This window comes from Treponema sp. J25 (assembly GCF_004343725.1).
In the GTDB taxonomy this organism is placed as follows: domain Bacteria; phylum Spirochaetota; class Spirochaetia; order Treponematales; family Breznakiellaceae; genus J25.
The window spans coordinates 111,819-134,592 of record NZ_PTQW01000014.1; the positions used below are offsets into that span (position 1 = coordinate 111,819).

General features: G+C 50.5%; 21 protein-coding genes. 15 read left to right on the plus strand and 6 right to left on the minus strand.

Annotated features, from left to right (window positions below):
• Positions 1 to 6 precede the first annotated feature (6 nt).
• The 10 genes from C5O22_RS05770 to C5O22_RS05815 all read left to right on the plus strand — a co-directional run bounded on the left by C5O22_RS05770 (position 7) and on the right by C5O22_RS05815 (position 10,828).
• A complete protein-coding gene (locus C5O22_RS05770; protein ID WP_132780254.1) occupies positions 7 to 837 on the plus strand; it encodes a CheR family methyltransferase in 831 nt (276 codons plus the stop codon).
• Positions 834 to 1,379 carry a chemotaxis protein CheD gene (locus C5O22_RS05775; RefSeq protein ID WP_132780255.1) on the plus strand — a complete coding sequence of 182 codons (546 nt, stop codon included), beginning with the start codon at positions 834 to 836 and terminating at the stop codon, positions 1,377 to 1,379. Before C5O22_RS05770 ends, C5O22_RS05775 begins: the two co-directional genes overlap by 4 nt.
• Positions 1,380 to 1,408: 29 nt before the next feature.
• Entirely contained in the window at positions 1,409 to 2,587 is a 1,179-nt protein-coding gene (locus C5O22_RS05780) for a protein-glutamate methylesterase/protein-glutamine glutaminase (RefSeq protein ID WP_132780256.1), read from the plus strand.
• Between the two features lie 389 nt (positions 2,588 to 2,976).
• The gene (locus tag C5O22_RS05785; RefSeq protein ID WP_132780257.1) at positions 2,977 to 3,966 is read left to right on the plus strand and encodes an SPFH domain-containing protein; all 990 of its coding nucleotides are present in this window, start codon (positions 2,977 to 2,979) and stop codon (positions 3,964 to 3,966) included.
• 234 nt (positions 3,967 to 4,200) lie between these two features.
• Positions 4,201 to 4,431, plus strand: coding sequence for a type II toxin-antitoxin system antitoxin (locus C5O22_RS05790; protein WP_243692878.1), 231 nt, complete (start codon positions 4,201 to 4,203; stop codon positions 4,429 to 4,431).
• Positions 4,432 to 4,555: 124 nt separating this feature from the next.
• The gene (locus tag C5O22_RS05795; protein WP_132780258.1) at positions 4,556 to 5,353 is read left to right on the plus strand and encodes an ABC transporter ATP-binding protein; all 798 of its coding nucleotides are present in this window, start codon (positions 4,556 to 4,558) and stop codon (positions 5,351 to 5,353) included.
• 3 nt (positions 5,354 to 5,356) lie between these two features.
• Positions 5,357 to 6,856 (plus strand): ABC transporter permease, encoded by a 1,500-nt coding sequence (locus tag C5O22_RS05800; protein ID WP_132780259.1) that lies wholly within the window; start codon positions 5,357 to 5,359, stop codon positions 6,854 to 6,856.
• Positions 6,857 to 6,865: 9 nt separating this feature from the next.
• On the plus strand, positions 6,866 to 8,281 hold the full coding sequence (locus C5O22_RS05805; protein WP_132780260.1) for an ABC transporter permease: 1,416 nt from the start codon (positions 6,866 to 6,868) through the stop codon (positions 8,279 to 8,281).
• A 173-nt stretch (positions 8,282 to 8,454) separates the two neighbouring features.
• Positions 8,455 to 9,219, plus strand: a complete 765-nt coding sequence (locus C5O22_RS05810) for an outer membrane lipoprotein-sorting protein (protein WP_132780261.1) — start codon at positions 8,455 to 8,457, stop codon at positions 9,217 to 9,219.
• 1 nt (position 9,220) lies between these two features.
• Positions 9,221 to 10,828 (plus strand): hypothetical protein, encoded by a 1,608-nt coding sequence (locus tag C5O22_RS05815; protein WP_132780262.1) that lies wholly within the window; start codon positions 9,221 to 9,223, stop codon positions 10,826 to 10,828.
• A gap of 121 nt (positions 10,829 to 10,949) precedes the next feature.
• Here C5O22_RS05815 and C5O22_RS05820 read toward each other — a convergent pair whose 3' ends face one another.
• The gene (locus C5O22_RS05820; RefSeq protein WP_132780263.1) at positions 10,950 to 11,342 is read right to left on the minus strand and encodes a RidA family protein; all 393 of its coding nucleotides are present in this window, start codon (positions 11,340 to 11,342) and stop codon (positions 10,950 to 10,952) included.
• Positions 11,343 to 11,483: 141 nt separating this feature from the next.
• Between C5O22_RS05820 and C5O22_RS05825 the strand changes: the two genes are divergently transcribed.
• Together C5O22_RS05825 and C5O22_RS05830 are read left to right on the plus strand one after the other, a co-directional pair.
• Positions 11,484 to 12,167, plus strand: coding sequence for a DUF1007 family protein (locus C5O22_RS05825; RefSeq protein WP_132780264.1), 684 nt, complete (start codon positions 11,484 to 11,486; stop codon positions 12,165 to 12,167).
• Positions 12,168 to 12,197: 30 nt separating this feature from the next.
• Entirely contained in the window at positions 12,198 to 13,193 is a 996-nt protein-coding gene (locus C5O22_RS05830) for a nickel/cobalt transporter (RefSeq protein ID WP_132780265.1), read from the plus strand.
• A gap of 212 nt (positions 13,194 to 13,405) precedes the next feature.
• On the opposite strand, the gene C5O22_RS05835 is transcribed toward C5O22_RS05830, so the two are convergent.
• The 4 genes from C5O22_RS05835 to clpS all read right to left on the minus strand — a co-directional run bounded on the left by C5O22_RS05835 (position 13,406) and on the right by clpS (position 19,314).
• Complete coding sequence (locus C5O22_RS05835) at positions 13,406 to 15,541, minus strand: cation:proton antiporter domain-containing protein (protein WP_132780266.1); 2,136 nt, start codon at positions 15,539 to 15,541, stop codon at positions 13,406 to 13,408.
• Between the two features lie 255 nt (positions 15,542 to 15,796).
• Positions 15,797 to 16,495, minus strand: coding sequence for a leucyl/phenylalanyl-tRNA--protein transferase (aat, locus tag C5O22_RS05840; protein ID WP_132780267.1), 699 nt, complete (start codon positions 16,493 to 16,495; stop codon positions 15,797 to 15,799).
• The gene (gene clpA / locus C5O22_RS05845) at positions 16,492 to 18,975 is read right to left on the minus strand and encodes an ATP-dependent Clp protease ATP-binding subunit ClpA (RefSeq protein ID WP_132780268.1); all 2,484 of its coding nucleotides are present in this window, start codon (positions 18,973 to 18,975) and stop codon (positions 16,492 to 16,494) included. Before clpA ends, aat begins: the two co-directional genes overlap by 4 nt.
• A 27-nt stretch (positions 18,976 to 19,002) precedes the next feature.
• A complete protein-coding gene (gene clpS, locus C5O22_RS05850; protein ID WP_132780269.1) occupies positions 19,003 to 19,314 on the minus strand; it encodes an ATP-dependent Clp protease adapter ClpS in 312 nt (103 codons plus the stop codon).
• Positions 19,315 to 19,631: 317 nt separating this feature from the next.
• Between clpS and C5O22_RS05855 the strand changes: the two genes are divergently transcribed.
• Genes C5O22_RS05855 through C5O22_RS05865 form a run of 3 tightly spaced genes read left to right on the plus strand, consistent with a single transcriptional unit; the run spans position 19,632 to position 22,151 of the window.
• Positions 19,632 to 20,420 (plus strand): exodeoxyribonuclease III, encoded by a 789-nt coding sequence (locus tag C5O22_RS05855; protein ID WP_132780270.1) that lies wholly within the window; start codon positions 19,632 to 19,634, stop codon positions 20,418 to 20,420.
• Positions 20,417 to 20,977 carry a rhomboid family intramembrane serine protease gene (locus C5O22_RS05860; protein ID WP_132780271.1) on the plus strand — a complete coding sequence of 187 codons (561 nt, stop codon included), beginning with the start codon at positions 20,417 to 20,419 and terminating at the stop codon, positions 20,975 to 20,977. The genes C5O22_RS05855 and C5O22_RS05860 overlap by 4 nt, the downstream gene beginning before the upstream one ends.
• 22 nt (positions 20,978 to 20,999) lie before the next feature.
• A complete protein-coding gene (locus C5O22_RS05865) occupies positions 21,000 to 22,151 on the plus strand; it encodes a vWA domain-containing protein (protein WP_132780272.1) in 1,152 nt (383 codons plus the stop codon).
• 152 nt (positions 22,152 to 22,303) lie between these two features.
• Here the strand turns inward: C5O22_RS05865 and C5O22_RS05870 are convergent, their stop codons facing one another.
• The gene (locus C5O22_RS05870) at positions 22,304 to 22,759 is read right to left on the minus strand and encodes a hypothetical protein (RefSeq protein WP_132780273.1); all 456 of its coding nucleotides are present in this window, start codon (positions 22,757 to 22,759) and stop codon (positions 22,304 to 22,306) included.
• Positions 22,760 to 22,774: the final 15 nt, after the last annotated feature.

A 22,774-nucleotide genomic window follows, 5' to 3' on the forward strand; every position in this document is an offset into this window, starting at 1 on the left:
GGAAATATGCGTAGATCCTCTGAATTAACGGATGAACTTTTTAAAGGATTCCAGAATTATTTGTATTACCATACGGGAATTACTATCCGGGATAACAAGAAGTACCTGGTGGAATATCGGTTGCAACGGTACATCGGGGAAGATAAACCGTACAAGTCTTTCTCTGATTTGTACCGGGCCCTGGAGCAAAAAAAGGACCCCCAGCTTGAACGGATTGTCATTAATAGTCTTACCACCAATTACACCTATTTTTTTCGAGAAAAAGTGCATTTCCGTTTTCTTGAGTATTACCTTAAAACCTATGGCTCTGGGCAAAGCTATATCCGGCTGTGGAGTGCCGGCTGTTCTTCAGGAGAAGAAGCCTATAGTATGGCAATTACCTGTCTTGAAGCAGGGTATGCATATCCAGAAAAGGATATTCGTATTCTTGCTACCGACATATCAGAAAGGGTACTGAAAAAAGCAAAAGAAGCAACCTATCACTATTCGAGTTTGCACGGCGAATTATCGGATTCTCAAATTCGTCGCTATTTTCAGTTTAACAAAAAAACAAAGGAATTTTCCGTACAGGATTTTGTTCGTTCCCTTGTAGTAATACGGGAACTCAACTTGATGGATATCTTCCCCTTCTCCCGGCAATTCGATGTAATCTTTCTTAGAAATGTTCTTATCTATTTTAACGCTCAGGAGAAAGAACAGATCTTAGAAAAAATGTATGACGTTTTAAAAAACAAGGGGTACCTGGTATTAGGTTTATCAGAAAGTCTTGTTGGATTACACCATAATTTTCAGCCCCTTAATTATTCCATTTACCGCAAAGGAGGGAATACCCCATGATAACCTATGCATCCCAGGAAAAAGCGATTTGTTTTAATTTTCAACCAGAACGATTGACCGAATATTTTTTGAATCCGGGAGAACTCATATTCACCAAACGACCGGCAATCCTTAAAACGGTCCTCGGATCATGTGTCGCGGTCTGTCTGTATGACACCGTACATCGATGGGGCGCCATGTGTCACTACCTTTTACCAGTAGCCCCATCGGATATGCACCGAAGCACTAAGTATGGAGATATCGCTATTAAGGTTCTGTTGAATCGATTTTTAATAAAGCATGGATCCTGTCGAGAAAATCTTGTTGCCACCATTGTCGGCGGGGCCTTTATCGTTTTTGACGAACGGGAAATCTTTTTTATAGGTGATAAAAATGTGGAAATCGCCGAAACTCTTTTAAGAAAAGAAAAGATTCGGATCATTGCCCGCTACACTGGTGGAGAAAGCGGTAGACGGGTCTTTTTTAATACCCTGAACAACAAGATTGTTGTTCATAATTTGTATGAAATCGATATGGATGATCTTTATAATCCTGATTTTTAAAATTTTGGGGAGAGCAAAAAGATACAGTGATGGGGAAAATAAGGGTTCTGATTGTCGATGATTCTGCTATTGTTCGGGATGTGTTATCCCGAGCGATAGAAGGGGTTCCCGATATGGAACTGGTGGGCACCGCTCCAGATCCCTTCGTGGCCCGGGATAAGATAGTACAGCTTAAACCCGATGTGATTACCCTGGATATCGAAATGCCCCGGATGGATGGGCTTACCTTTCTTGAGCGGCTCATGCACTACTTTCCCCTACCCGTTATTATTGTAAGTTCCGTAACAACCCATGATCCGTATGCGGCAATCAAGGCCCTCCAACTGGGAGCCTTTGATGTGGTCAACAAACCCGGAGGGAGCATTACCATTGAAGAAGTAAAAGAAGAGGTGCTGCAAAAAATCCGGGCCGCCTACGAAGAAGGGGAACAGTTTATCAATAAAATACGATCCGTTGTTGCGGGGCCCCTTCAGGATAGGTCCAGGCATCCAGCACCGCCGTATTCCTCCTTTCCTCCGCAGGATATTGCACAGATAACCAAACTACCCGGCTCTTCCCCGGTTGCGGGGAAGAGCTCGGGAAGCTCCACCGGTACAGCGGGGACACCGAGCCGCTCCCATCTTACCCAGGTTACCACCACCGAAAAACTCATTGCTATTGGGGCCTCCACCGGGGGAACGGTTGCTCTAGAAAGCATATTCCGGCAACTTCCGGCCCACCTGCCGCCCCTGTTGGTGGTGCAACACATGCCTGCAAACTTTACCCGCCAGTTTGCTCAGCGCCTTAACGAAATCAGCGCCCTCCAGGTAAAAGAAGCAGAAGATGAGGAGCTTATAGAAGCAGGAACGGCCTACGTCGCCCCCGGGGGCTACCACATGGAGATCCGCCGCAAGGGGGCATCCCTTTTCATTCACCTAAACCAAAAAGAACGGGTCCACTATCAGCGGCCCGCGGTGGATCCCCTTTTTTATTCGGTGGCCCAGGAGGTGGGGAAAAATGCCCTGGGAATTCTGCTTACGGGCATGGGACGGGATGGAGCAGCGGGGCTTCTGGCTATGAAAGAATCGGGGGCCCGGACCCTTGCCCAGGACGAGGCCAGTTCCATCGTCTGGGGTATGCCTCGGGCTGCGGTAGAGCTAGGGGCGGCCCACAAGGTACTGGATCTTACGGCGATTCCCCCGGAAATTATAGCCTTTAGCGGCTCGTAAAAAGTCGTGACCTTTGTTCAGTCCTTCGGTCGTAGGAGATCCTTTTATAAAGTTACCAGACAACAATTTTTGATATCTCCTTGCAGACCCTTCAAGCTCCATACTCCAAAGGACCTTTTTTCAAAGGAACCGCTACCAGTAAGCCAAGCTCACCTCTTTATTTTGTAAAGAGATGGTTATGGCAGCGGATATCACCAAGCCAAGAACCTTTTTATTTTGCGAAAATACAGTCCTAGTAGGTGATACGGTTATAGCAGCGGGTGCCCTATACTTCCACTTTTCCCCTTGACAAAATCAACGGTTGCCTTATTATATATCTTAGTGATATCAAAATGATATCACACTACTATCTTAATCAGAATCCCTCATGGGGAAAGAAGGAGGAACCCATGCGTACGTCAGGTCAGAACGAGGAACGCCCTGCCCCCTATTGGGCGGGAATGCCCATGCTCATCGGAAACATTACCCTTACCGCAGGCACCGTGGCGCTTTTCATTTATGGTTCCATACAGGCCGATAAACAGCTTACTCTACAGGCTATTCTGATGATGAGCCTCGGCGGCCTCTACGGTTTTATCCTGGGGCCCCTGGTGTTTACGGGGCTTCGGATTCTTAAACCCAACGAAGCCCTCGTTCTTACCCTATTTGGGAAATATTATGGGACCCTTAAAGGTCCGGGCTTTTTCTGGGTTACCCCCTTTGTGCAAGCCGTGGCCCCCGTCCCTGTAAAACCCTCTACCGCCCAGGTGCCCCTTGAAAAAACTACCCCCGGCCGAGGAGAAGGGGTAAACAAAAGAATATCCCTTAAGGTCCTTACCCTGGATAACGAAAAACAAAAAATCAACGACGCCCTCGGTAATCCTATCATTATCGGGATTGTGGTGGTCTGGCGGGTCATAGACACGGCAAAGGCGGTCTTTAACGTGGATAACTACGTAGAGTACCTTTCCATTCAGTGCGATTCGGCCCTGCGGAATATCGTCCGGCTGTATCCCTATGATTCACCCGATGAGGAGAACGAAAAATCCCTGCGGGGCAGCAGTCAGGAAATCGCAGAGCGCCTTAAAGCGGAAATACAACAAAAGGTAGACATCGCGGGCCTGGAGATTATCGAAGCCCGGATTACCCACCTTTCCTATGCCCCAGAAATTGCCACGGCGATGCTCCAAAAACAGCAGGCGACCGCGGTGGTTGCCGCCCGCCAGCTTATTGTGGAAGGGGCGGTGGGCATGGTAGAAATGGCCCTGGAAAAGCTAAGCCAGCGACAAATCATCAACCTGGATGAAGAACGGAAGGCCGCCATGGTAAGCAACCTCCTGGTAGTGCTCTGTGCCAACCGGGAGGCCCAGCCGGTAGTCAACACGGGAACCCTGTACTAGGGTACCCGGTACGAGGGGATATTCAAATCATTGGCCAGGCCCCGGGGGAAAGGGACATCAGCCCCCCTGAGGAAGGAGTGCCAGAGATGTGGGCGCGGCGATGGTGATGGGATAGCACACCAGGGGGCATGGCCAGGGACATGGTAAAAACACCTGTGCGGCAGTTTCGTTAAAGACAAAACCGGGCTCGCCAGAGAGGCTGAGATACGATTGAAGCGTAAGAGGCAGGAAGCTATGGCAGAAAAGGACGACAAAAAGAAACAGATTATCCTCCGTATCTCCCCTGCCCTGTGGGAAGAACTGGCCGCCTGGGCAGAAGACGAGTTTCGTTCTATTAACGGACAAATAGAATATCTTCTTACCGAATGCGTCCGGCAGCGACGGAAAAAGAACTTCCCCCGGCTCCCAGAAAAGGATGAAATTTCTCAAGGGGAACAACAAAAGAGCGAAACAGAGGAACCTTAGGAAAAGCCCCCTTCTTTTTTATGAATCCTTTTGATATGGAGGATTTTTATCAGTATATTCACCTATAGAGGTTTACCCCCGGGCGCCGTATGGGCCCGGTTACACCATCATGCAAGGAGCATGTATGACCATCGTAGAACTAGAAAACGTGCGGAAGGTCTACCCCCTGGGGAAAGTGGAGGTAGAAGCGGTAAAAGGGGTCAGTTTTAAGATTGAAAAGGGAGACTTTATCTCCATTGCCGGTCCAAGCGGTTCAGGAAAGAGCACCATCCTGAATATGATCGGGCTTATCGACACACCCACGGCGGGAGAAGTATACATCGAAGGGAAACCCGTATCGGGCCTTAAGGACCGGGAACTAACCCGACTTCGCCACGATACGATTGGGTTTATTTTTCAGTCCTTCAATTTAATCCCCGTATTGAACGTGTATGAAAACATCGAATTTCCCCTCCTTTTAGGCAAGCAAAGCATGTCAAAAAACGAAAAAAAAGAATGGATCGATTTCCTTATCAAAGAAGTGGGGCTCGAACAATGGCGGCACCACAAATCCAACGAATTATCCGGTGGACAACGGCAGCGGGTAGCCATTGCCCGGGCCCTGGTCTGTAAACCCGCCATCGTCCTGGCCGATGAGCCAACGGCGAATTTGGATTCCGCCACGGGCGAACAGATCATCGAACTGATGAAAAAAATAAACCGGGAATTGCAAACTACCTTTATTTTTTCCACCCATGATCAAAAAATTGTGGAAATCGCCGATCACGTGATTCGACTACGGGATGGGATGGTAATAGAAAACTACCGAAAAAATGGAGAAAAAGAATTGGTCTCCGCTTCGCAGCCCAGCGAAGCCTCGAAGGTGAATAAAGGTAAAGAGGAGGCGCTGGGTTCCCCTACGAGTCAGGGGATGGGGAGGTAAGGTATGGCGGTTCTTCTACGTATCGCCTTTCGGAATATCTGGCAGCATAAAGCCAAAAGCTTTATCATTGGCATTCTCATCGCCCTGGGGGTCATCATCATCGTCATCGGGAATGCCATGATGGATGCGGCTGCCGCGGGTATCCGGAAAAGCTACATCGAAAATTTTACGGGGGACCTCATGATCCATGGTCCCTCAAAAGACGCGGTTTCCATTTTTGGGATTGAATCCTTCTCGCTGGATGCAGAAACCAGGGTTCCATCCATTCCGCAGTATGAAAAGATCATCGCCCATCTTGCAGAAGATCCTCGGGTCGCTTCATATACCAGCATGGCCGTTAGTTATGGCATCCTTGCGGCGGACCTGGAAGAGGCAGAAAATATTGAAGAGGACTCTGAGAACACCATCTTTGGCATCCTCTTTGGCATCGATGCAAAAACCTACTTTTCTATGTTTCCCTCTATTAAGATTATCGAAGGCCAGGCTCCCGAGCGCGGGAGCGGGGGTCTCCTTCTCAGTCCCCAACAACTAGAAAAACTTCGCAAGAAATACAAAAAGGACTTCGCCGTGGGGGATACACTCTTAGTGACGGGCTATTCCTCAAGTGGCTTCAAGATCCGGGAACTCACCATTACCGGCCTTTTCGAACGGAATGACCGAACTGGTGAAGCTCCCTTTATGTATGCCGACATTGATGTGGTGCGGGTGCTGGCAGGTCTTACCCTCGGGGTAGACGAGCGGATTCAACTCGGTAGCCGGGAGACCGCCCTCCTTTCCACCACTTCAGAGGAAGATCTCTTTGGGGATGCCGACATCGTTCAGCAGGAAACGGTTCAGAAGAACAGCTTTTCCCTGGAACAGGTCCAGAAAATCTTTAAAGACACCAGCGCCCGGGACCTGGCCAATACGGCCGATACGGGGGCATGGAACTTTATCCTTATTCGGCTTCGAGATTCGAGCCAGGCCCAAGCAGTCATCACCGATTATACCCAATGGTTTGCTGGCACAGGTGTTCAGGCTAACATCACCGATTGGAAGGGAGCCGCTGGCTCGGCAGGCCGTTTCGCGGACATCCTGCGAACCATATTTACCATCGCCCTCATCATCGTGGCAGTGGTGGCCATCATCATTATGATGAATACCCTGGTTATTTCGGTGATAGAACGGACCGGTGAAATCGGTACCATGCGGGCTTTGGGAGCCGAAAAAGGCTTTATCCGCCGGCTCTTTCTGGCAGAAACCCTTACCCTTTCCCTCTTCTTTGGGGCCATTGGTTCGGCCTTAGCCCTCTTGATTACCCTCATTCTGAACCTGCTCCACATTCCCGCCGCCAATGACTTTGTGTATGTGCTTTTCGGGGGCGATTATCTTTTCTTACAACCCCGCCTTTCTTCGTTTATTTCCACCCTTATCATGATTTTTGGTGTTGGCTACCTGGCCCATCTGTATCCCGTATCGGTGGCCCTTCGGATTCCCCCTGTTGCCGCCATGAAAGATGAATAGGAGCGCCCTATGGAAACCCTTATCCGTATCGCCCTGCGAAATTTAAGCAGGCAAAAGAAACGAAGTATTTTACTTGGCCTTGCCATTGGCTTTGGCATCATGATTGTCACCATTATCAACAGTATTGCCGGTTCTTTTCAAACCAACGTGAGCGCAAACCTGGCCCAGTTTTTTTCCGGCCATGTGTTTGTAGAGGGGGTTGAAAAAAACGAACGGGGCAAAACAGCGGAAATCATCCGGGATGATTCGGCAATCCTTGCGGCTATTAAAGATGCGGGTCTCGATACCCGGAACATCACCCGGCGTTCCGCCGCTATGATCACCCTTATCTTTGAGGGCACCCGCACCACCCAGAGTGTGTACGGGGTGAACTTCGAAGAAGAAGTACTCCTCCAAGAGCGGCTTGTCTTTAAACAGGGGGCTAAGGAAAACCTACAGGCCCCTAACGCCCTTATCTTAAGTGAAGGGATAGCCAAGAAACTCAAGGTAGAAGTCGGGGACCGCCTCCTGGCCCAACTAAAAACCGTTACGGGCCAAAACAATGTAGGCGAATTTGTGGTGGCCGGCATTATGCAGGATATGGGGCTCTTTAGTTCCATGCTGGCCTACACCCATCGGCGGTACCTCAACGAACTCCTCAATATTACACCCAATGAGTATCAGCTTTTTGGTTACTTTGTCTCTGATATCAGTAAAACAGAAACCATCGCCCAGCGCTTACAGAAGGCCCTGAAGCAGCATGCCCCTGTCTTTGAGCTCCCCCAACAAACCACCGAGCGTATTCAGGCTTCGCCGAATCCCGCCACCCAGGAGGGGAAGGCCGCACCAGAAGCAACCACTACTGATATAACCTCCCCGCAACAAACCACGCAGCCATTCATGTCCCGCTATGCAAAGATTAAACAGCTTGCAAAGACCGAAACCTGGGAGGGCACAAAATTCAGGGTCTTTACCATTAATGACATCATTTCCCAGATTGACCAGATTGTGTCAATCCTTAAGAGCGTCAGCCTGGGGATTCTCCTGGTGCTCTTCTTTATCATCATGGTGGGGCTCACCAATACCTTCCGGATGATCATGTACGAACGAATCCGGGAAATTGGTACCATGCGAGCCCTGGGAATACAGCGAAGGGGGATTCGGAACCTCTTTCTCCTGGAAGCCCTGTTCCTTTCCGCCTTTGGAACCATCGGTGGCTGGGTAGCGGCCTTTGTCATCCTGAACATCCTTTCCCTTTTTTCCTTTGGTACCGATACGGTCTTCTCCCTTTTTCTGAAAAATGGCCACATATCATTCGTGGTACCCTGGGGAGAGATGCTCCTGCACTATATGCTCATTGCCCTGCTGACGCTGCTTTCAGTGTACTTCCCTGCCCGCAAAGCCTCAAAATTAGAACCAGCCCGGGCACTGCGAACCACTAAATGAGATAGTGCGCATGGGGAGCAATGAATTAACAGAGGGGCCCCTCTCACCAAGGGCCCCTGCTCATCAAAGGGGAATCCTCGGGCCCCTTGCCCGTCAAAGAGGTATCTTCGGGCCCAGCGGCCCTTTTCGGCACTTAGAAAGGATAAAATTATTTTTTGCAGAGGAGTAAACTAATGAAACGATTCATATCTTTAATACTCATAACCGCGAGCATCCTGGGCGCGGGAACCACCGTATGGGCCCAGGTTCAGGGTGTAGATTTTGAAGCGATCCTTCGACAGCTTGATACCATTAGCGACTTTTCCGGCCAGGATTTTACGGCGGTCTTTACCATCGTCACTGAAAAACCAAATGAAAAACAATCGGTAACCCAGGTGCGTATGTTCCGCCGGGATGCAAAAAAACAGTTCACCCTGCTTATCCAACTGCCGGAAGCCCAGAAAGGACAGGGGTACCTCCAGGAGGGGGATAATTTCTGGTTCTACGACCCCGTAAGCCGTAAATTCAGCTTTTCGAGCCTTAAAGACGTCATAGGTGATTCGGAGGCCCGAAACTCCGACTTTACCCAGCGTTCTATTCTGGACGATTACACCATTCAGAAAACGAGCGAAGGTATGCTCGGGAAATTCCCGGTGTGGATTATCGAACTCAAAGCTAAGCACAACAACGTAAGTTACGATATGGTGCGTCTCTATGTTCGTAAGGACCCTATTCTGCTCCTTAAACAGGAAGACCTTTCGGTAAATGGCCGGCTCATGCGGACAAGCCTGTATCCTAAATGGGCGGATCTGGGGAAAGGAAAATTCTTCCCCTCCCAGATGCTTATTGTCGATGAAATAAACAAGGGCGAAAAGAGCCAGCTTACCATGACCGAAATGTCCCTTGCTCCCCTACCGGACAAGGTCTTTACCAAAGCATTCCTCGAACAGGTGAACTAACATGAAAAACTATAAAAACCAAAAGATTGTGTATTCTTTTACACAAAAAGAATCACCAGGTACGCTTCTTCAACAGAGGAGGCCCCAGACTCAAGCTCTCAAACGATACCCTTCTTGGAGCCATCAGCCCCGCGGATCCTTTTTTTTACTTCTTGTTGGAGCAGTCTTTCTCCTCGGGACTCTCTTTTCTTCCTATGCCCAGGAAAACTCCATCGTTACTGATGAGAGCGCCCTCTTTGGAGAAAGCGGCGAGGAACTGAGTACCGACACCGGTATTGAAAAAGTCCAGGATTCGCAAACTACGGGGGTTCAATTTTTCCTAAAAACTGAGAGTACCCGTCTTGGTGGCTCCTTTAGCCCCACCCTTACGGCAAGCTGGACCTGGAAAAACCTGTGGGACGGCTCTTCCAGCCTGGAAAAACCAGAAAACACCGCATTAGCTCCGGACCTTTCGGCCCGAATCTTCTTTGATGGCCGGCCCCAGGAGGACCTCCGCATCTATGGCTCTTTTAAAGTAGGTTGGCCCTTTGAACAAAGCCAGCAGGTCCTTACCGCCGCCGCCTATCAAGCAAGTCCGGGTCCAACGGTTACCACCACTTCCACAACAGTTACCACCCCCAATGTGCGGATCTTTGAACTTTTCACCGATTTTTCCTATCAGGATCAATTTTTCTTCCGTTTTGGGAAACATACGGTAAAATGGGGGGTGGGATACTTCTTTAGTCCCGCGGATATCATCAACCTGAGCCCTATCGATGTGCTGAATCCCACTGCCCAGCGGGAAGGCCCCGTGAGTCTCAGGCTCCACATCCCCATTCCCCAGACCAGTAACAACCTGTGGCTCTATGCCCTTATTCCCGCAGACCTCTCCGCCGATACCCTGCAGCCCCAGGATCTGGCCATGGCGGCAAAATACGAACAGGTCCTGGGAGCCTGGGAGGTGGGACTGGGAGGCTACTACCAGAAAGACAGCTCTCCCCGCCTTATGATGACCGCCACTGGCTCCATTGGGAAGGTGGCCCTCTTTGGAGAACTTGTGGGAAGTTGGGGGAGTGACAAGAAATTTGTCACCGCCATCACGGCAAACCCTGCCGCACCTTTTACTACTACCACCTACAAGGACCGGCTCTTTATCTCAGGGACAACGGGTTTTATGTACACGAACAGCCTGGAGAAGCTTACGCTCATCGGTCAGTATTACTACAACGGAGAAGGCTATACCACCTCGGAACGGGAAAGGCTGCTCGAAGAAGCAGATGCACTCCTTTCTTTGTTGGGAAACAGCGCTTCCTCGGCCTATCTTGCATCTTTGCTGTATCAATCGGGCCAACACTATGGGGCCCTTTCCCTCAGCAAGCAAGATCTATTTATCAAGAATTGGAATGCCAGCATTCTGGTGCTCGCAAACCTGTCGGACCTCTCTGGTTTTGTGGTACCCAGCCTTTCCTATACATTGATGAACTATATTACGTTCAGCCTACAGCCTACCTTCTACTGGTGTACTGCCTATCTCTGGGGAAGTGGCAAGAAAGGAGAATACGTGGTGTTCCCCGGTGGGCCTGCCATTACGTTGAGTATAAAGGCGAGCCTTGGGGGCGGGCAGTTCTAGGACCATGCAGCGTTAGCACGGAAGGAAGGGGCAAGAAAAGGCCCCTTCTTTTTATTTATCGTTTTACAAAGATTCCCCATTTTAAGCTAAAAAACCCGCTGGGATAATCGGGGTTTTTAGGCTACCCCATGGCGATAGCCTCTATCTCGATACGGGCCCCGCGGGGGAGGGCCGCTACGGCCACGGTGGTTCGAGCCGGTGGATCTTGGGGAAAGAAGGTAGCATATACCTCATTCATAGCTGAAAAATCCGTCATATCCACAAGGTACACCGTGGTTTTTACCACATGGGTACAATTCAACCCCGCGGCCTCAAGAAGAATCTGCAGGTTTTCAAGACACCGCCGCGTCTGGCTCTGGATATCAGGCCCCACCAGGCCCCCCGTTTCAGGGTCGATAGGAATCTGACCAGAGAAAAAGACCAATCCCCCTGAAACACGCACCGCTGGCGAATAGGGCCCAATAGGACGGGCCCCCTTCTTTGGCACAATTATCTCTTTTCCGCCCTCCGTCATAGTAGGCTCCTCCTTCTTAGTACGGTTCTTTTTAATTTTTAGAAGCGCCAGTCTTTCTCGTCTTTGCTTTTATTCTGCAGGATCTGTTACTTATCCAGGACCGGCTTGTTTATCAAGGTGTCGATAGGGTATACCAAAACTATGAAAAGAATACAGCCCCTTCAAAAGGGATACCTACTCCTGTGGTGTTTTTTCTTGTATCGTCTTTTCCAACCATCTGTTGCCATGGCCCATCCCCACATGGCCTTAGAAGCCCGGCTCGATTTTGTATTCGAGGGAAAACAATGTGTCGGCGTATGGATGGATTGGACCTTTGATTCCATGTTCAGTGTCGCCATCATTGGTGAATATGACACAAACCGGGACGGTCGCTTTGATGAGCGAGAAAACAGTCGGGTCTTTCAGGGCGCCTTTAGTAATCTTAAGAATTACGGCTACTTCATCTATATACGAAAAGGGGATGTCCGTTCCAACCCTAAAGGGGTGGAACAATTCCAGGCCCTTCAGAGACAGGGGCGCTTAGCATACCGTTTTTTTGTACCCCTTTCTTCTTTAGACCTGGAAACCGACTTCAGTATTTCCGTTTTCGACAGCACCTTTTACTGCGCCGTCCAGTATGCGGAAGGTGGAATCCGGTGTATTGATAAGGCGGGGAATGGGTTGCCTCCCGCCCCAGAGGGCCCCAGCCCCCAACGGGCGGTGAATAAAAAATACCCCATCTACTATAATCCCCGGGGGGCGGCTAATGATTTTCGGGTATACCAGAAATGGGAAAAGGGCCTTGAAACGGCCTATCCTGAAGAAATAACCATCCGGTGGGAATAGGTTACAGAAAAATAGAGAAAGGAAGCATCTATGCGAGCTTTTCACTCCTCCCAGGGAAACTCGAAGGCCCCATTCCAACGAAGAATAGGAGGAACATTGACGTTCCTTGCCTGGATGCTATTTTTTGTCGACCCTTCGGCACTCCTGGCCAATCCCTTTGTGTCATCTCCCCAGGATAGGGCTCCCCTCGTTCGTTCAGCCCAGGGGACTGGCCCCCTGGTGAATACCCAGCTTAGCCTCCGGGAGCAGATTGCGGCCGCTCTCAATGCTTTTCATGAACAGCCCCACCTTTTCACGGTACTCGCCATTATAGGGGCGGCCTTTATTTACGGCATACTCCACGCCGCGGGCCCAGGACACCGCAAGACAGTGGTCTTCTCCCTTTTTTTAGGGAAGCCCGCAAAGCCCTGGGAACCCCTTATTGCGGGCTTCGTATCCAGCATGGTCCATGCGGGTATGGGAATTCTCATTGTACTTGGCCTTTCCATCCTCCGGGGAACCATTATTTCTCTGGGAGATGCGGAACAACTTCGGGAATACCTGGATTTGGGAACCTTCTTGCTCCTTGGTTTTATTGCAATTCTTCTTATCGGTTACCGGGGGTGGAGCCTTTTTAAAGAGCTCTTTGGGAAAAACAAACCTCAGGAAACGGCCCTCCCCGAAGGGAGCTCCCTTCCTGGCACAGGGACACCCAGTAAACAGGCCCTCACCAGAGAGGTGTACATCCTTCTTTTTATTACCAGTCTTGTCCCCTGTCCTGGGGCCATGATGCTCCTCTTATTCTCCTTATACGGAGATCTGGTGTGGCTTGGAGTAGTAGGTGTTATTGCTATGTCTATAGGGATGGGCCTGGTTATCTCCCTTGCGGGATATCTGGCCTATTTTGGCAATACGGGTCTTTTTATGGGGCTTAAAAAAAAGGGAGTCCTCCTTGATGTTGTTTCCCATGGTTTAGAACTGGTTTCTTATTTCTTGCTTCTTGGATTTAGCCTTTACATGACAAGCCCTTTTTTATTTCCAGCTTGAAGGAAGGTAAAACATACTGAAGTGTAACCGGGGACCCTACGGAAAGAAAGATCTCGGCCCTTTCCTAAGAAAAAGAGCCCATAGGTGAAAGATTAATCTCCTCTTTTCTACAAAAAGGCCCCTCCAGCCATCACTGCACGAGAGGGGCCTTCCTATTTAAGACAGGTATTCACTCAAACGGAGGAGAAGCCGACTAAATTATGATTTGATTGTCATGCCCCCATAAGAATTTCATAGACATCCTCGGGGGATGCGGCCTTACTTAGCCGCTGGCGGGTGACATCATCTCCAAGAACGGCGCCCAAACTTGCCAGCACCTGCATATGGGGGGCCTCATCACCGGCGGGGGTCAAAATCATGGCGATGATATGCACCTGGCTCCCGTCGATGGTCTGGAAATCAATACCCCGTCGATGAATACCAATCGCCAGGGTTTGGGTCGCCACCCCTGCCGTACGGGCATGAGGAAGGGCTATGCCGTGTTCCATCCCGGTACTCATTCGCTCTTCCCGATCCATCACATCCCGCAGGAGCTGTTCCCTATTCGCTACTTTTCCGGCCTTCTCTAAAACATCCACCAATTCTTCGATAACCTCAAACTTGCTCATTCCCTGAAGCGTGGTGGTGATACAAGACTTATCAAGGATTTTCCGGAATGTGAGGTCCTTTCTTCCCGTGTGAACCCGCAATTCAGAACGAAGCTTCTCTGGATCAAAGCTCTCTTTAAGGGCATCAAAGTTGGCATCCAGCCGTACCATCACTTCATGAATAGTAGCCCTCACGAAAGGAATATCCTCTGGCGCCGTCTCTATACGGATTTTATTCCCCTCAGTAATAAGGGAGATAGATATGTCTCCCTTTCGGATGTGGCTGATTTCATCCCGGATACTCATAAGTTGCACAAAGAATCCTTCCCGTTCCAGTTCCCGAAGGAAGGTAGTGGCAACCAGTTCTGCGAGTTCGTGGGTCGGCAGGGTTATTTCGATGCTTTCACTTACACTTCCCTTTACCTCTTTCCGGGTCCCCGGTCCACCCTGGGAAATAACTAAATTAAGCAAGGGTGGCGCCACAATACTCGTGACCATGGTCATAAGGATAGCCACCCCGAAAACCGAAGGGTCTAGAATTTTTGCCGCCAGTCCAATCCCCGCAATAATAAGGGCCACCTCTCCCCGGGGAACCATTCCCATTCCAATACGGACTGCCCCCCGAAGGTTAAAGCCCAGAAAAAGAGAAGGAAGGCCCGCTCCCAGAATCTTTGCTATAATCGCCACAAGGGTATAGAGTCCACCAAAGAGGAGGACCGGGGGACTTACCAACTGTCGAATATCCACCATCATCCCCATTACGGCAAAGAAAACGGGCACAAAAAAATCATACAGGGGTTTGGTTTTATCCAGAATCAGATAGGCGATATCGGTTTTAGAAAGGCTGATACCCACAATATAGGCCCCAATAATCATGGCCAGCCCCTGCATCTCAAAAAAGCCCGCCAGAATCAGGGCAAGCCCCAGGGCTAACACGGGATAATGGGCTTCCCCACCCATCTTCTTAAGGCCATTACCGAGATGTTTTCCAAAAAGAAGCCCCAGCACGGTGAATCCAAGCCAGAGCCCAAAGGCTTTAAGGGCAATAGAACCAATTCCCCAGGCAGAAAGGCCTCCGGCCTGGTGACCAGTGACTACCGCCACAACCCCCATCACAATAGCTAAAAGGACAATGCCAAGTACATCATCAAAGACTGCGGCGGCCAGGATGGTGACCCCCTCGGGGCTATCCATTTTCTTTCGATCCGAAAGGATGCGGGCCGTAATACCCACGCTGGTAGCGGTACTCATGATTCCCATGAACATGGAAGAGGGAGAAAAAAAGCTCTGCCCCATATACAGGGTGGCGAGCCCCGCTCCTAAAAGGTATGAAGCAAGGACCCCACCAAGACCAACAACACCGCCTGCCACGGAATAGCTTAAAAACATATCAATATCCGTTTCGAGGCCGGAAGTAAAAAGAAGAATGATGGAAGCCACCGTCGCAAAGGAATACAACAAGGGGCTTACCCCAACCCCTTCATACACCTGAAAGAGCCCATTGGGCATGCCGGGTAAGGGAAGCGCCCCCAACGCATAGGGACCAATGATAACCCCCGTAAGGAGTTCTCCAATAACAGGAGGAAGACCTATCTTTTTAGCTAAGGCGCCTCCTGCCCGGACCGCAAAAATCACTACCCCTAGTTCTAGTACGAGGGATGTCATTTGTGCAGTCAGCCCTGATTCGCCTTCCGTATTTGCAAAAAGGAGTCCACCGATGCTAAGGAATACAAGGAATAATAGCCATTTTCTCTTATTCATGATAAACCTCTTTTTTCATTCTAATTCAATCCGATATGATTGCGCAATAGAGAAACAAATGACAATAGATGCAAAGATTGCAATATTGTTTTAATTCCAGGGCTACACCATAATTTTAACAGCCCATAAGAAATGGAAAGGGATACCTCAGAATCCCGCCCATCCCACTGAGATACAATTCAAGAATGACCTTTTCAAAAGTATACTACTGAGGCGGGCACGTATACATAGAGGTATCTTTAGCAATAAAGGGAATTAAATATCCAGTTTCCCCTTTCGAGCCACCGCAAGTTGAGCAAGAAATTCCTCGCGGCTTATTTCTACCCCTCCAAGACTTACCAGATGTTCCGTCGTAACCTGGCAATCGATAAAGGCACAGCCCCGGGAAAAGAGGTACTGGGCCCAGGAAAGAAAGGCCGCCTTTGAAGCATTTGAGACCCGGGCAAACATAGATTCCCCACAGAAGACCCGCCCTATAATAAGGCCATAACAGCCCCCTACGAGTTTTCCATCCTGCCAGGCCTCTGCCGAGTGGGCATACCCCAATCGATGAAGTTCCGTGTAGGCCTTGATGATATCCTCCGATATCCAGGTACCATCCTGACCGGGCCGTTCAATTTCTGCGCAACCCCGAATAACCCCTTCGAAATCCTTATCAAAGGTGATGGTAAAAACCTGGCGCCTGAGAATTTTCCGCATCGATTCAGAAACATGGAGCGTATGGGGATAGATAACAAGGCGAGGGTCCGGGGACTGCCAGATAATGGGATCATCCGGCCCATACCAGGGGAAAATCCCCTGTTCATAAGCAGAAAGGAGCATGCCGGGGGAGAGGTTGCCCCCTATGGCGATAATCCAGCTCGATTTCTTTGCCGGATCGGGGAATGTAACCCGCTCATCTTCCGTCAAATAAGGAAAGTCAGGATCGGGCCCCGCAAGAGCATCTCTCCTCACCTCTTTTCAGGGCCTCCTTCGGAGGAAGCTAAATCTTGCCCGGGGAACACCTCAATACGATACTGGCCGTCCTGCCAATCCACCCGAGCGGCCCCACCTTCTTGCAAACGACCGAAGAGCACCTCATCCACAAAGAAGCTCTTAACCCGTTCTTCTATTACCCGGGCTACATTGCGGGCCCCAAACTCCCGGCTATACCCTTCTATGGCAAGCTGTTCCACACAGGCAGGGGTTACTTCCAGGGTTACCTTTTTTTCTGCCAGTTGGGCTTTAAACTGAGCCAGCTCTTTCTGCACAATGGAGCGCATCATCTCGCGGCTGAGGTGTCCAAAACGAACGACCGCATCAAGTCGGTTCCGGAACTCGGGGGTAAAGGTTTTTTCCACCGCATCGTGGACCACCCCTTCGTCCACAATCCGTTCTCCAAAGCCAATGAGGCTTTTCCCAATATCCCGGGCCCCCGCGTTACTGGTCATGATGAGGATTACGTTGCGGAAATCCGCCTTTCGACCATTATTGTCCGTAAGGGTGGCGTAATCCATGATCTGAAGGAGCACATTGTAAATATCCGGGTGGGCCTTTTCAATTTCGTCCAGGAGCAGTACCGCGTGGGGTTGCTTACGGATCGCATCGGTTAAGAGCCCCCCTTCTTCGTACCCCACATATCCCGGAGGAGACCCGATAAGCCGGCTCACCGTATGCTTTTCCTGGTATTCGCTCATGTCAAAGCGATGGAGCGCAATCCCCAGAATTTCGGCCAGACTTCGGGCAAGCTCGGTTTTCCCCACCCCCGTGGGACCCACAAAAAGGAAATTGGCGATGGGTTTACCGGGGCTGCGGAACCCTGCCCGGGAACGCTTCACCGCCCGGACCACCGCTTCCACCGCCGCATCCTGTCCAAAAATCCGTTCCTTAAGACGCTTCTCCAGATCCCGCAGTTTATCCCGCTCGCTTTCTCCTACGGTACGCTCAGGGATACGGGCCATCCGGGCGACTACCCGTTCTATTAACGGAACCTCTATCAGTTCGTAGGATGCGGCTTCCTCGGCGGACAGCTTCCCCTCATCCTTTTCATTTTCTTCAGGGTCCACCCAGTCTTCTGCAGCGGCAGGCAACCCAGGAGTTCCCTGGCCCGGGGATGCTTGTTTAAACCGTTCAAGACGGGTCAGGGCCCCCGCCTCATCGATAATATCGATGGCCTTATCAGGCAGCCGCCGTTCAGGAAGGTACTGAACCGAAAGGCGTACCGCCGCCTCCAGGGCAGCCTCGCTATACCGAACCCGGTGGTACCGTTCATACTTATCCTTTAAGCCCTGAAGAATCTTCAGGGTATCCTCTTCGCTGGGTTCCCCGATATCAATCTTCTGGAAGCGACGAGAAAGGGCCCGATCTTTTTCAAAATACTTGGTGTATTCTTCAAAGGTCGTAGACCCAATACACCGCAGCTTACCGGAAGAAAGAACCGGCTTTAACAAATTCGACGCATCCAGGGTGTTTCCCGAACTGGCCCCCGCCCCTACCAGGGTGTGAATCTCATCGATAAAGAGGATTACCTTTTTTCGGGCGAGTAATTCCTCAACCACCTTTTTGATCCGTTCTTCAAAGTCTCCCCGATACTTTGTTCCTGCCACGAGGGCCCCCATATCAAGGGAATAGATCTCTGCATTTTGAATCGGTGGGGGCACCAATCCCTGGACAATTCGCTGGGCAAGCCCCTCGGTAATGGCGGTTTTCCCCACGCCGGGATCTCCCACATGGATAGGGTTGTTTTTTTTCCGGCGACACAACACCTGAATGGTCCGCTCTATCTCTGCATCCCGACCAATAACCGGTTCCAGTTTATGCTGCCGGGCCAGTTCGGTAAGATTGATGGCAAATCGATCAAGCGCAGTCCGGGGAAGGGGGCGCTTTCGGGAAAATAGCTCTTCCTGATCTTTCGCCGGTGAAGACGCCGCCTCTGGGGGCTCTTCATCTTCCAGATCCATACTTTCATCATTAAACAGGTTGTCCTGGTCTTCTTCCAGGCTCTCAGCCCCATCCGAGGAAAGCATCTCATCTTCGGTAGTACCATGGGCCAGCACTTCCAGAAGATCGAGCCGGCGAATGCCCCCCCGCTTCATAAAATAGGAGCAATAATTCTTATCTTCATCATAGAGGGCCACAATAATGGACGCCAGATCCAATTCTTCTTTTTGAGCCGATTGGCAATGGAGCAGGGCCCGTTCTATCACATTCTGGAACCCCACCGTCTGGGTGGGTTCACTGCCCAGCATTACCGGAACCTTCTCGGCAAGGAAATTCTTTACCCCATTTAAAATAGAGTCATAATCCCCATGACAATTAAAAATAATCCGTTGTACATCCTCAAGCTTAAGGGCCGCATACAATAGATGTTCCGGCGTAAGATATTCATGGTTATGGTTTTTTGCTTCGGTATAGGCGTTATTAATGATAGCCTGTACCTGCCGGCTAATTTTCATAGCTATTCCTCTCGTACTCCTCCGGCCCTAGGCCTCTTCCACCACACAGCGAAGGGGAAATTCCTCCTGTCGGGCAAGCCGATGCACCTGTTCGGCCTTGGTAACGGCAATATCCCAGGGATACATACCCACAACGCCCCGGCCTTTCCGGTGCACATCGAGCATTATCTTCTGGGCCTCCTGTGGGCTCTTGTGAAACACATGGACCAAAACGGCCACCACAAAATCCATGGTGGTAAAATCATCATTCAAAAGAACCACCCGATACAGTTCCGGTTCCTTAAGCTCTATATCATCCAGAAGTTCCGTATCGGGAGTGAATCCCCCTCGTTCTGCCATAGCTATACCCTTACTATAAACATAGCCAATTTCTTTGAATTTAACAATTCATCACCGCGGAAATTACAAAGCTTTTACTCGGGAACGGCAGTCTTTTCTTCTTCCCGGTTACCCCGGGAGAGGCCCCCAGGCCTGTATGGGCACATCGGTGTCCCCCGTAGCCCCTGCCGCTGGCAACGATAAAGACAGGGGGAGCCCCTTTTTTCAGGAACAATCCTTCATAGATGCCCCAGACCTGGTGACCAGGGGGCAAAAGCAAGCGAAAACAGGGGCCTGACCTTGCGTTTAGCCCTCCCATCTCCTATACTGCCAATAGTATGCGCATCATTTCGTGGAATGTAAATGGCCTGCGGGCCGTAGAAAAGAAGGGCTTTCTGGAATGGATCCACCGGGAAGAAGCAGACATCATCTGTATTCAGGAAACCAAGGCTCATCCAGAACAGCTCTCAGAGGCCCTCCTCCACCCGGTAGATAGCAAAGGGCGGGAATACCATTCCTATTGGGCCAGCGCCAAAAAACGGGGATACTCAGGGGTGGGGATCTACACTCTCCGCAAGCCCCGGGAGATACGTACGCTGGGTATACCTGAATTTGACGATGAGGGGCGCATCCTTATCGCCGACTACGAGGGGTTTATCCTTCTTTCAGCCTATTTTCCTAACTCGCAAGAAGGGGGGGCCCGCCTCGATTACAAACTTGCCTTCTGCGATGCGGTTCTGAGCACCTGTAATCGCCTGGTCCAGGAAGGGCATCACGTCCTCCTGTGTGGGGATTACAATATCGCCCACGAACCCATAGACCTGGCTCGCCCGGAAGAAAACGAACAAAACCCCGGCTACCTACCGGAAGAGCGGGCCTGGATGACCCGCTTTCTTGGAGCGGGGTACGTAGACACCTTTCGGGTCCGGCATCCCGGCGAGGGGGGCCATTATACCTGGTGGTCCTATCGAACCCGGGCCCGGGAACGGAACATCGGCTGGCGTATCGATTATCATTGTGTCAACACCGCCTTTGCCCCTCAGGTACGGGATTCCCGGATCCGATCAGAAATAGGGGGATCCGATCACTGTCCCATCGAAATAGAATTGGAGGAGGGAAAATTATGAAAGTAAAGTACAATGCTCCCACGGTGCTCACCTATGCCCTGATCAGCGCCATCGTCCTGATCCTTACCCAGACAATTTTGCCGGGGCTTACCGAAGCATGGTTTACCGTCCCCGGCCGACGGGTATTTAGTGCCCACCTGATTCGTCACTGGATTACCATCTTTACCCACGTCATCGGCCACGCAAACTGGAATCATCTTATCTCCAATTTTGCCTTTATTCTCTTGATTGGGCCCATTCTGGAAGAAGCCTACGGGTCCCTTTCCCTGTTCTTCATGATTCTGGTAACTGCCTTTGTGACGGGTCTGTTGAATGCGCTGCTCCTCCCTACCGCGCTCCTGGGGGGAAGTGGGGTGGTCTTCATGATGGTTCTTCTGGCTTCTTTTACTAATTTTAATAAGGGAGAAATCCCTTTGACGTTCATCCTGATCCTTATCCTCTATCTGGGGCGGGAAATTTTTAATTCTTTTACCTCGAATAACATCTCCGAATTTGCCCACATCGTCGGGGGCTTTTGTGGCAGCCTTTTTGGGTTCTTCCGTCCCGCCCGGCGATAAGAAACGACTTTAAGAGGGCCCTATGGAATACCAGCGGCGGCCGAGAAAAAAGACCTGGCTCCACCTTTTCCGCAAGGCCAGTTTCGTCTGGTGCTTCTTCCAGGTGGGCCTCTTCCTCTGGGCCATCGATCTTAGCATCGGCCCCGAGGATCTCCGAATTGAACAGCGGGTCGATGGGGGTTACCACCTTTTTATCCGAAAAAAGCCGGATATTGGATCGGTTCTGCTTACCGAATCTACCCGGGATCCGAGCGGACGGGCGGATAACTACGCGTATCGGGCAAAGGACTGGAACCCGATTAACGGGGATGAAATCCGCTATCTAGATGGGAAGCCCATTCCCCCCGAAAGCAAGATTTACTCCCTCATTGACTCTACCCCCGAGGCGGATAGCCAATTCGGGGAGGCCTTCCACATCTACATTCCCTACATCCTTATATATGGATACCCCTGGACCCGCCAGGGGGAAGTGTATGTCGTAGATGGAACCTACCTTAACATTCGGGCCTTCGCAAAACCCTATGGGGACTATACCGGTCCATTCAAAGACAATCCCTTTGTGGTCAGGGTAGTCCAAAAGCCCCTGGAAGGTCCCCCCGAAGGGAACTACATGAAGGACACCGTGGAAAGTTTTACTTCCATTGCCGCAGCCGGGAAAGGGGAAGTGCGTTTTTCCACAGGAGGAGAGGACATCGTTCCGGTGATACGGAAAATCCTTGAAAGCGCCCAGGGAGAAAGCCTGGATCTCGTAATAGCCCTGGACACCACCGCCAGCATGCAGAATGATATTGATGCGGTACGCCGCATGCTTATTCCTATGCTGCAGGAAATCCTCAGTCGTTTTAAGGGTTTCCGCATCGGCATGGTGCTGTATAAAGACTATTTTGAAGATTACCTTACGAAGGTTATACCTTTTACCAGTGACTTTGCCCTTTTTCAGAGAAACCTGAACGCCATTCGGGTGGGGGGCGGCCGGGATATACCCGAAGCGGTGTACGAGGCCCTCTATGACGGCCTTACCCAGTTTCCCTGGAGCGCCGAAGAACGGATGATTATTCTTATTGGAGACGCCCCGCCCCATCCCCGCCCCCGGGGCAAAATCACCCAGGAGATGGTAGAAAGCAAGGCCCAGCACCTGGAGGTACGGTTAAACGTGATCATCCTGCCCCAGTAGTCAAAGAGCCGATAGGGCTATTTCCACCCCCGCCTGTCATGGAACGGTAAAGCTCCGCCAAGGTAAAAGAAGCAATTACGCGCTCCGGCGCAGTCAGGAGACGGGTACGCTCTAACGCAGTCAGAACGCGTACTCAGAAAAGGAATATTCTCTTAAGGCAGATAGATACCACCGGTTAATCCTATATCAAAAAAGACCATAAAGTTACTGAGATTGTATTGAAAGATATATCTAAAATAGCCACCCCAATGGAGAGGGACCTCTTTCAGTCGAATCGAAAAACCCGCCAGGTCCGCCGCAGATTGCCAATAAAAATATTGGTGGGCATACGAAAGTTCGTATATAGGATACAGAGAAACAAAAAAACCGCACAATTCACTACCAACCTTGCTTAAATATACACTACTCCCCAGCGTAAAAAAATCAATCCGAAAATTCGACTGGCTTGGCCAGAAAAATGAAAGTCCTCCATTGACAGAAAAAACCACCGTATCACGGCCAGAAGCAAGGAAGGAGCCATATTCTCTTTCAAAGGAAAACAAGGGTTTTTGTATCTCCAATTGAATTTTGGTTCCCACTTCAGGAATATTCCCGAAATATACACTCATATCATTGGCCCCTGA